This window comes from Mycobacterium sp. (assembly GCF_036488105.1).
Taxonomy (GTDB): Bacteria; Actinomycetota; Actinomycetes; order Mycobacteriales; family Mycobacteriaceae; genus Mycobacterium.
The window spans coordinates 1-8318 of record NZ_DASXHW010000226.1; the positions used below are offsets into that span (position 1 = coordinate 1).

The 8318-nt window shown below is 65.7% G+C and carries 9 protein-coding genes; 2 read left to right on the forward strand and 7 right to left on the reverse strand.

Features of this window, described 5'->3' with window-relative positions; translation table 11 throughout:
• A partial coding sequence (locus tag VGH54_RS12015; protein ID WP_331512220.1) for a thioesterase domain-containing protein occupies positions 1-782 on the forward strand: 782 nt, incomplete at its 5' end.
• Positions 783-2336: an acyl-CoA carboxylase subunit beta gene (locus tag VGH54_RS12020; RefSeq protein ID WP_331512221.1), complete on the forward strand. Its 1554-nt coding sequence runs from the start codon at positions 783-785 to the stop codon at positions 2334-2336. It begins immediately after the preceding gene.
• A 28-nt stretch (positions 2337-2364) separates the two neighbouring features.
• Here the strand turns inward: VGH54_RS12020 and VGH54_RS12025 are convergent, their stop codons facing one another.
• The 7 genes from VGH54_RS12025 to VGH54_RS12055 form a co-directional block, all read right to left on the reverse strand.
• Positions 2365-2835, reverse strand: a complete 471-nt coding sequence (locus tag VGH54_RS12025; protein ID WP_331512222.1) for a nitroreductase family deazaflavin-dependent oxidoreductase — start codon at positions 2833-2835, stop codon at positions 2365-2367.
• Positions 2835-3794 (reverse strand): hemerythrin domain-containing protein, encoded by a 960-nt coding sequence (locus VGH54_RS12030; RefSeq protein WP_331512223.1) that lies wholly within the window; start codon positions 3792-3794, stop codon positions 2835-2837. The genes VGH54_RS12025 and VGH54_RS12030 overlap by 1 nt, the downstream gene beginning before the upstream one ends.
• A 149-nt stretch (positions 3795-3943) precedes the next feature.
• A complete protein-coding gene (locus tag VGH54_RS12035) occupies positions 3944-4426 on the reverse strand; it encodes a MarR family winged helix-turn-helix transcriptional regulator (protein ID WP_331512224.1) in 483 nt (160 codons plus the stop codon).
• Positions 4427-4646: 220 nt separating this feature from the next.
• Positions 4647-5030: a hypothetical protein gene (locus VGH54_RS12040; RefSeq protein WP_331512225.1), complete on the reverse strand. Its 384-nt coding sequence runs from the start codon at positions 5028-5030 to the stop codon at positions 4647-4649.
• A gap of 207 nt (positions 5031-5237) precedes the next feature.
• A complete protein-coding gene (locus VGH54_RS12045; protein ID WP_331512226.1) occupies positions 5238-5375 on the reverse strand; it encodes a hypothetical protein in 138 nt (45 codons plus the stop codon).
• 109 nt (positions 5376-5484) lie between these two features.
• Positions 5485-5712: a CsbD family protein gene (locus tag VGH54_RS12050; RefSeq protein WP_331512227.1), complete on the reverse strand. Its 228-nt coding sequence runs from the start codon at positions 5710-5712 to the stop codon at positions 5485-5487.
• A 266-nt stretch (positions 5713-5978) separates the two neighbouring features.
• The coding region (locus tag VGH54_RS12055; protein ID WP_331512228.1) for an arabinosyltransferase at positions 5979-8318 on the reverse strand (2340 nt) is incomplete at its 5' end.

An 8318-nucleotide genomic window follows, 5' to 3' on the forward strand; every position in this document is an offset into this window, starting at 1 on the left:
CGGTTTTCGTGTTCCACGCCGCGGGCGGCTCGACGGTGGTCTACGAGCCGCTGCTGAGCCGTCTGCCGGCCGACACCCCGATGTACGGCTTCGAGCGGGTCGAGGGAACCATCGAAGAGCGTGCCGCGCAATACGTTCCGAAGCTGCGCGAGCTGGGCGGCAACGGACCGTTCATCCTGGCCGGCTGGTCGCTCGGCGGTGCATTGGCCTACGCCTGCGCGATCGGGCTCAAGCAGCAGGGCTGCGACGTGCCGTTCGTCGGGCTGATCGACGCGGTGATGCCCGGCGAGCCGATCCTGCAGACCAAGGAGGAGACCCGCAAGCGCTGGGACCGCTACGCGCGCTTCGCCGAGCGGACCTTCAACGTCGAGGTTCCCGAAATCCCTTACGAGCACCTCGAACAGCTCGACGACGAGGGACAGGTCAAGTTCGTGCTGGAGGCCGTCCAGCAAGCCGGCGTGCAGATCCCGGGCGGGATCATCGAGCACCAGCGCACGTCGTATCTGGACCAGCGGGCGATCGACACCGCCGAATATCAGCCGTACGACGGCCACGTCACGCTGTACATGGCCGACCGCTACCACGACGACGCGATCACCTTCGAGCCCGCCTACGCGATCCGCAAGCCCGACGGCGGCTGGGGCGATTACGTCGCGGACTTGGAGGTCGTGCCGATCGGTGGAGAGCACATCCAGGCCATCGATGAGCCGATCATCGCCAAAGTCGGTGCGCATATGACCCAGGCGCTCAACAAGGTTCACGCCGAGCAGAAAGAAGCCTAAGTGACCACCAAGACCACCGCTGAGTTGCTGGCCGACCTGCGCGACAGGCTGGAGACGGCCAAAGACCCCGGTGATCCGAAGGCGATCGCGCGGCGCGAGAAAAAAGGGATCCCGAGCGCCCGCGCCCGCATTCACGCACTGGTCGACCCCGGCAGCTTCCTGGAGATCGGGGCCTTGGCGCGCACGCCGGGCGACCCGAGTGCGCTCTACGGCGACGGCGTGGTCACCGGACACGGCCGGATCAACGGCCGTCCGGTCGCGGTCTTCAGTCACGACCAGACGGTGTTCCAAGGCTCGGTGGGCGAAATGTTCGGCCGCAAGGTGGCCAAGCTGATGGAGTGGGTTGCCATGGTCGGTTGCCCGATCATCGGCATCAACGACTCCGCCGGGGCTCGCATCCAGGATGCGGTCACATCGCTGGCCTGGTACGCCGAGCTGGGCCGCCGGCACGAGTTGCTGCGTGGCCTGGTGCCGGAGATCTCCATCATCTTGGGCAAATGCGCTGGGGGAGCGGTCTATTCACCGATTCAGACAGACCTCGTGGTGGCGGTCCGCGACCAGGGCTACATGTTCGTCACCGGCCCGGACGTGATCAAGGACGTCACCGGCGAGGACGTCAGCATGGATGAGCTGGGCGGCGCCGACGCGCAGGCCCGTTACGGGAACATCCACCAGGTCGTCGAGGACGAGGCCGCGGCGTTCCAGTACGTGCGCGACTACCTGAGTTTCCTGCCGGCCAACACGTTCGACGACGCACCGGTCGTCAACCCCGGACTGGAACCGGAGATCACGCCGTCCGACCTCGAGCTGGACGCCATCGTGCCGGACAGCGACAACGCGGCCTACGACATGCACGAGGTTCTGCTGCGCATCTTCGACGACGGCGACGTCTTCGACGTCGGCGCACAGCGGGGCCAGGCGATCATCACCGCGTTCGCCCGGGTCGACGGCCGTCCCCTCGGCGTGATCGCCAACCAGCCGATGTACATGGCGGGGGCGATCGACAACGAGGCGTCCGACAAAGCGGCCGGCTTCATCCGGTTCTGCGACTCTTACAATCTGCCACTGGTTTTCGTCGTCGACACCCCGGGCTTCCTGCCGGGCGTGGAGCAGGAGAAGGGCGGCATCATCAAGCGCGGCGGCCGGTTCCTGAACGCCGTCGTCGAGGCTGACGTACCGAAGGTGACCATCACGATCCGCAAGTCCTACGGCGGCGCCTACGCGGTGATGGGGTCCAAGCAGTTGACCGCTGACCTGAACTTCGCCTGGCCCACCGCGCGCATCGCGGTGATCGGTGCCGACGGCGCGGCGCAGCTGCTGATGAAGCGGTTCCCCGACCCGACCACGCCCGAGGCGCAGCAGATCAAGAAAGACTTCATCGAGGGCTACAACCTGAACATGGCGATTCCGTGGATCGCCGCTGAACGTGGCTACATCGACGGGGTCATTCAGCCGCACGAGACCAGGCTGCTACTGCGTAGGTCGTTGCACCTCTTGCGCGACAAGCAGATCAGTTGGCGGACGAACCGCAAGCACGGTCTGACGCCGATTTAGACCTTCGCGGGCGGTGTGCCGGCAGCCGTCAACTTTTCGACTTGGGTCGGGTGCGCAGGCGGATGACCGGCATTTCACGGTCGGTTTTCTGCTCGTACTTCGCGAAACGCTTTGCGGTGCTGGTGATGTGGTGCCACGCTTGCTGGCGGGCGTTGCCGTGCAACTGCTCGGCGTTGACCGCAATGGTGCGGCCGGCGATCTGGATCTGCACGGAGTCGGGGTGGCTGGCGAGGTTGTAGTACCAGGCAGGGTTCTTTGCGGCCCCATTCGCCGACGCGACGATCAGCCAGCTGTCGGCGCCGTCCGGGAAGTAGGCGACTGGGGTGTGGCGTGGGGTGCCGCTCTTGGCGCCGACGGTGGTCAGGACCAGCGCCTGCATGCCCATCACCTTGTCGGCGTTGCCGCGGATCCGGTTCATGTTCCAGGTGTTCATCCATGCCATCAGCTTCCCGCCGGGCTGGCGGGCACCGCGGGTGCCGTGGGGGGTGTCAAAGCTCATCAAATCTCTCCTTCGAATTGGCCGACGGTCATCGTCGGCTTAGCCGGAAGCACTGGCCGACTGTCACCGGCCGTTGACCCGGGTCCGTGCTCCCTTCCGGGTTGCAGCGGGCCGCGGAGACGGGTGGTCTCGTGGCGGTGCTGGCGTTCTCCGAGGAGGCGGTAGGCGATTCGGACGGGTCGGGGTATGGCGGCGAGGAAGACGTTTCGTTCCTGCGAGGTCGCACCTTCGAGGATGTAGCCCAGCACGATCAGTCGGCGTGTGAGAGGTATCGACACCAGTCCCCGCAGGCCCACCTCCCGGTATTCGACGGCGGTGATCACGTGTTCGACGATCGGCAGGATCGCCGCTTCCTCCTCGTCGAAATGCTCGTTCAGTCCCGTCGAGAGCTGGTTCAGGATCACGGTGAGCGGCGTGCTCATGTGCACAGTCGGCGCGTCCTGCCACTCGGCGAGCGCTGTTGCGGCCTGCTCGAGCAGCACCGCGAGGCCTTGGTGCTGGCTGTCCATGCGGGCGAGCAGATCGGCGTGGAACCGGGTCCGCGCCGACAGTTTCGGCCACAGCAATTCGTCCTCGCCCATGTGATGGTGATGGAGCATGTCGAGAACTTCGCGGGCATGGCCGGCCACGGTGCGGGCCCGGGCGACGTCGCCGCTAGCCACCCCAGCGACGAGTTTGGGCAGCATCGCGCATTCGCGGCGGAACATGCGGTGCACGATCACCATATCGCTTGTGTCGCAGAGCTTTTGCAGGGTGGCCGTGGCGTCCATGGCGTCCCACGCCGCAGCGTCGTTGAGCCGCTCGGCGTCCCTGCGGCGGATCTCGGCGAGGATGCGGTCGCGAGACAGTTCGGTGTTCTCATGTGCACGGGCGTGTGCCTGCACTTTGGCCACCAACTCCTCTTCAGTCTCCCCGGTGATGACGCTGCCGGACGGCCCGCAGGTCAGGCTGATACTCATAGCGATGCTCCTTCTAGTGGGAAAGTCAAAATCATTGACGATAGTAGTCAATATTCCTGACTATATCAGAGGGCCATTTAAGACCGCGGCGCCCGCTAGCCGGAACGGCTCGGCGCGAACGGGGATCGGGGACCGACGGCTCGGTGCGGCTAAGGTATCTGCGCAAAGGGGTCGGTGATCTCGCGGAGTTGATCCAAGATCTGGTGCAAGAGCGTGAAATTGCGGGTGCCCAGATAGGCCCTCCACTCCGAGAGGATCTCGCTGGATGTCGCCGTGGCCACCTCGGCTGCCCGCTGGCCACGTTCCTCGATCACGATCAACCGGGCGCGGCCATCGGTCGGGTCGGGTACCCGGCGGACATAGCCCAAGTGTTCTAGTTGATCTACCAGCACCCCAGCGCTCTGCTTACTCATTTGCGCCTGGTCAGCGAGGTCCGTGAGACGCGAACCGTCCGCGGCGATGCGTTGGAACACGCGGGCCTGAGCAAGCGTCCAGTCGTCGAACCCAGCATCCTGGATAGCCCGGAAAATCCGGTCCTCCATGTACCGGTAAGGGATGAACAACCCCACCCCTAGATCAATCGGGTGCGCGTCGTCCGTACCGTCTTTGGCTTCATCGCCACGCGCTCCCATGAGGTAGACACCTTACGTCAACACTGCCGAGCCAGATCCCTGCCGACCCGACTGCAACGGGGGGCGCGCAGGGCGGCGCCCGCTGCGTTCCGCACGTGCCAGCTATGCGCTCCAGTGGCTTCGCACCTGTTCGCCACCCTGACTAGGATAGTCAAATGATCTGACTAATGTGGCGCAATCCGCAGCTCCGCGGCCGGCGACTGTCCGGCCTGACGCCGATTTAGACCTTCGCGGGGAAATCCGACGTGTAAAACTCGTCCGGGCTCTGCGAGAACTGACCCGGCCGTCGGATGAAGACCCAGACCCCGGTCGTGCCGGAGCGGACGCTGTCTCGCACAGTGGTGTTCGCCACGCCCGCGCCGTCGCTGTCTAGACCGGCCACCGCGACGCCCGGCCCGGGAACGTCGCACGGCGCAGTCGACGCCCGCGGTACCTGGATCAGGCTGACGTCGTAGTGGGTGCCCGGCTGGCCCGGCTCGGCGAGGTGCACATCGGCGGTGACGGTGCCGCCGCTGGCGTGGATGATCGCGGCCGCGGTGCCGCGGTCGGTCGACGAGCGGTCGGGGATCGGGCTGAAGTCACACGCTCGCAGAATGCTTCGCATGGGAACCACGGTGCCGCCTTCGGCAGCCGCCGGAGCGATCGATCCCGCCAGCGCGACGGCGACAGGTAATGCACAACGAGCTAGCGTGGAAATCGTTAATGACATTCTGTCAATTATCCGGGTCCGCGAGGCAGACGAACCTCGCGCTACCACGAGAGATGCCTTACATGAGATGCCTCAACGTGACCCGCGTCACAGCGATGGTCGCTAGCGCCGCCGGTCGGCGTGCCCCTGCTGCTTCTGGACCTTCTCGCCCGTCTCGGTGGACTCGCGGAGTTCCTTCTTCGTCTTCGCGGCCTCGTCGGCCAGTTCGTCGATGGATTCGTCGCCCTCTTCAGCGCGCATGTTCGCCTCCTGGCGTCCGTCTACCCGGTATTGGAGACGCCGAACCAACGACACCTCATAAAACTGGGCGGCAACAGCGAAAGCCGTTGCCGCCCAGCTAAGTTACGCCTTAGCGTGCCGACTTCTGACGAGCTTCGGCTGCCTTCTCCGCGGCACGCGCGGAGGTTGCCTCAGCTTCTTTCTTGGCCACGTCGCGCTGGGCCTGGGCCTTCTCTTGCTGCGCACGGCCCTCTTTGCGCAGATCCTCGTGGTTGACCACGATGCCGATGATTTCTTTAGCCTTGCCTTTAACGTCCTCGACGACGCCCTTGATGGCCGCTTCGGGTCCGCTGCTCACGGTCGCTCCTTTCGCTCGGGGATGGGATGTTCAAGGCCTACCCGCCGTCGACCGGATCGGAACGTGATGGCCGTCACCACGTGTCATGCGCGCCCATGCCAATGCTGGCCAGGGGGACAGGACCACTTCAAATTGCAGGCATATGCGCTATGAATCCGCGTGGATCCGGGCTAGTGATATCGCCCGTGCACTCGAATTGAAAGGAAAGACAAGCCGCTCCTCAGTGACTGAAGATGCTAGTGATCCTTCTGAGGTCGACCGCCGAGCTACGGCTTGATCCTGATCTTGCCCGGCGACCACCAGCCGAAGTGGGTGGCCGTGCCGAGATCCAGCTCGGCGGGCGGAGCATCGACCAGGGTGTCGAACTTACGCAAGGAGCCCCAGTCGCGGGCCCAGTCGTGGGACAGATAGGTGGCCATCACGTGGGCGCGCAGCAGCAGGTCGGTGATACCCAGCAGGCCGCCGTTGACGCCGTCCTCCCAGGTGTCGGTGTCCATCTTCTTCGCCATGTAATCCGGCGTGATGCGGAACTTCGGGATGTCGATGACACCGTTGGAGTGCAGCATCGGTTGCTGGCACGGGAAGGCCAGCCCGACCGCCCAGTCCAGCAGCACCGGTTGCGTCGACCCGACATACTCCTGCACCGAGCGCAGTTCGGGCACCCGCGGGGGCGTGACCGCGACCCAGTCCTCCGGCGTCAGCGACAAGTCGTCGGCCACCACCCGGACCGCGGTGGCGTCGGCGGGGATCTCCGATCGGGGGTAGCGCAGGTTGCGCCACGCCTTCGGCTGCTCGCCGTACAGATCGTCGGGCACCAACCGCCCGGCCGGCAGCACGTCGCCATTCGGTGCACGCCTGCCGTATTCCAGCACCACGGCTTGCCCGTCGGTGTGGTGATGCAGCACGCTGTTGCCGGCGATCTTGCCCGCGGCGGTCACCACGACCAGCGGATGGCCGTCGTCTGCGGGCGGCAGCTGATACCACGCCGAGGCCAGCTTGCTCTGCTGCTGCGCACCGGTGGTGTAGCTACCGAGCACCGGAACTCGTTGCGGATCAAGGCCATACGGCAGCGGCACCGTCGAGCCGTTGACGCCGGCAGTCTTCAGCTTGGTCGGCGCATCCCAGTCGTAGTCGGTGCCGGGCTGGTTCGGATGCATCACCACCGCCTCGGCGACGGTGTGGTCCGGTATTCCGTTGGGGCTGAAGCCAACAGGGTTCGTCCCGCCCAGCGGGCCCAGCGTTCCGTAGTCTCCGGGCAGCGCCGGCATGAAGCCCGCATTGGTGTCCGGTTCGACGAGGACGTCGTCGGCCAGCCCGCAGCCACCGGCGAAGGCGCGGATGTTCGACGAGCCGTTGGAGAACGTGGGGTACTGCCGGACGATGCCGATCACCATCGACGCGATGAAGACCAACGCCATGAAGCCGGCAGCGAGCGGAATCGGCGCCGCGGTCAGCGCGCGCGCCAGTCCGCCCTGCCCGCGATCGCGGGGGGCGAAGTGCAACCAGGCGGCATAGAGCGCCGTCGCGATGAACAGCGCGAAAAATATTGTGCTGATGCTGATTCCAGCGATCTTCGGCATCACCGCGTTGAACGGAACACCGTAGCTGGACACATACCACCAGCCGTTCGTGGTAGCGAAGCACAATGCCAGCAGGAACATCAGCGCGGCCAGGAACGCCATCCGGTTGCGCGACCAGCGCAGCACCGCCGGTGACACCAGCACCGTCGTCAGCGCTGCCATCGCCGCGCCCACCGCCGCGAACAACCCGAAGTGGTGCACCCACTTGGTCGGGGTGAACATCAGGAAGAACATCGTGCCGAAGATGACGCCCATCAGCCGCCAGGCCGGCCCGCGGGCCACACCCGGAACCCGCTTGCGGCGCAACATGATGAACACCGCGGTGAACAGGCACAGGGCGGTGATCAGGAACCCGAACCGGCGCGACAGCGAACCGTCGACGGTGGGCAGGATCAAGTAGTAGTAGCGCAGGTTCTCGGTGTACCAGGCCTGGCTTGGGCCGATCGCGGTACGAATCCTGGTGGCTTCCAAGACCGTTGCCAGCGTCTGGTCGGCGAACACCACCGTCAGGATCACCGTGCCGGCGGCAAGCATCGGCGCCACCAACGGCCAGGTGCCGACCACCCGATGACGTCGCACCAGGATCCGCAGGATCGGACGACCACCGGCCACCAACGCGCCCACCGCGATCAGGCCGGTGGGCTGCACGCCCAGGGTGAACGCCGCGGTCACCACCGCCAGCGCCGCGGGCGTCATCCGGCTGTAGCGCATCGCCCGCTCGATCAGCACGTAGGTGATCAGCGAACCGACCGCGATGATGGGCTCGGGCCGAAGGCCGTTGTCGAACGGCATCCACGCGGTCAGCAGCACCAGGCCGGCGGCCCAGTTGGCGGGTTTGCTCTTGGCCACCGCGGGCCCCAGCCGGGGCAGCACCTCACGCGACAGCAGCAGCCAGCACACCAGCCCGGCGACCAAGTCGGGCAACCGGATCCACAGACTCGAGTCACTGACGTGCGTCATCAGCGCCAGCAGGTTGTAGTACCAGCCGAACGGGTCCTCCGGGCTGCCGAACCAGCGGAAGTAGTT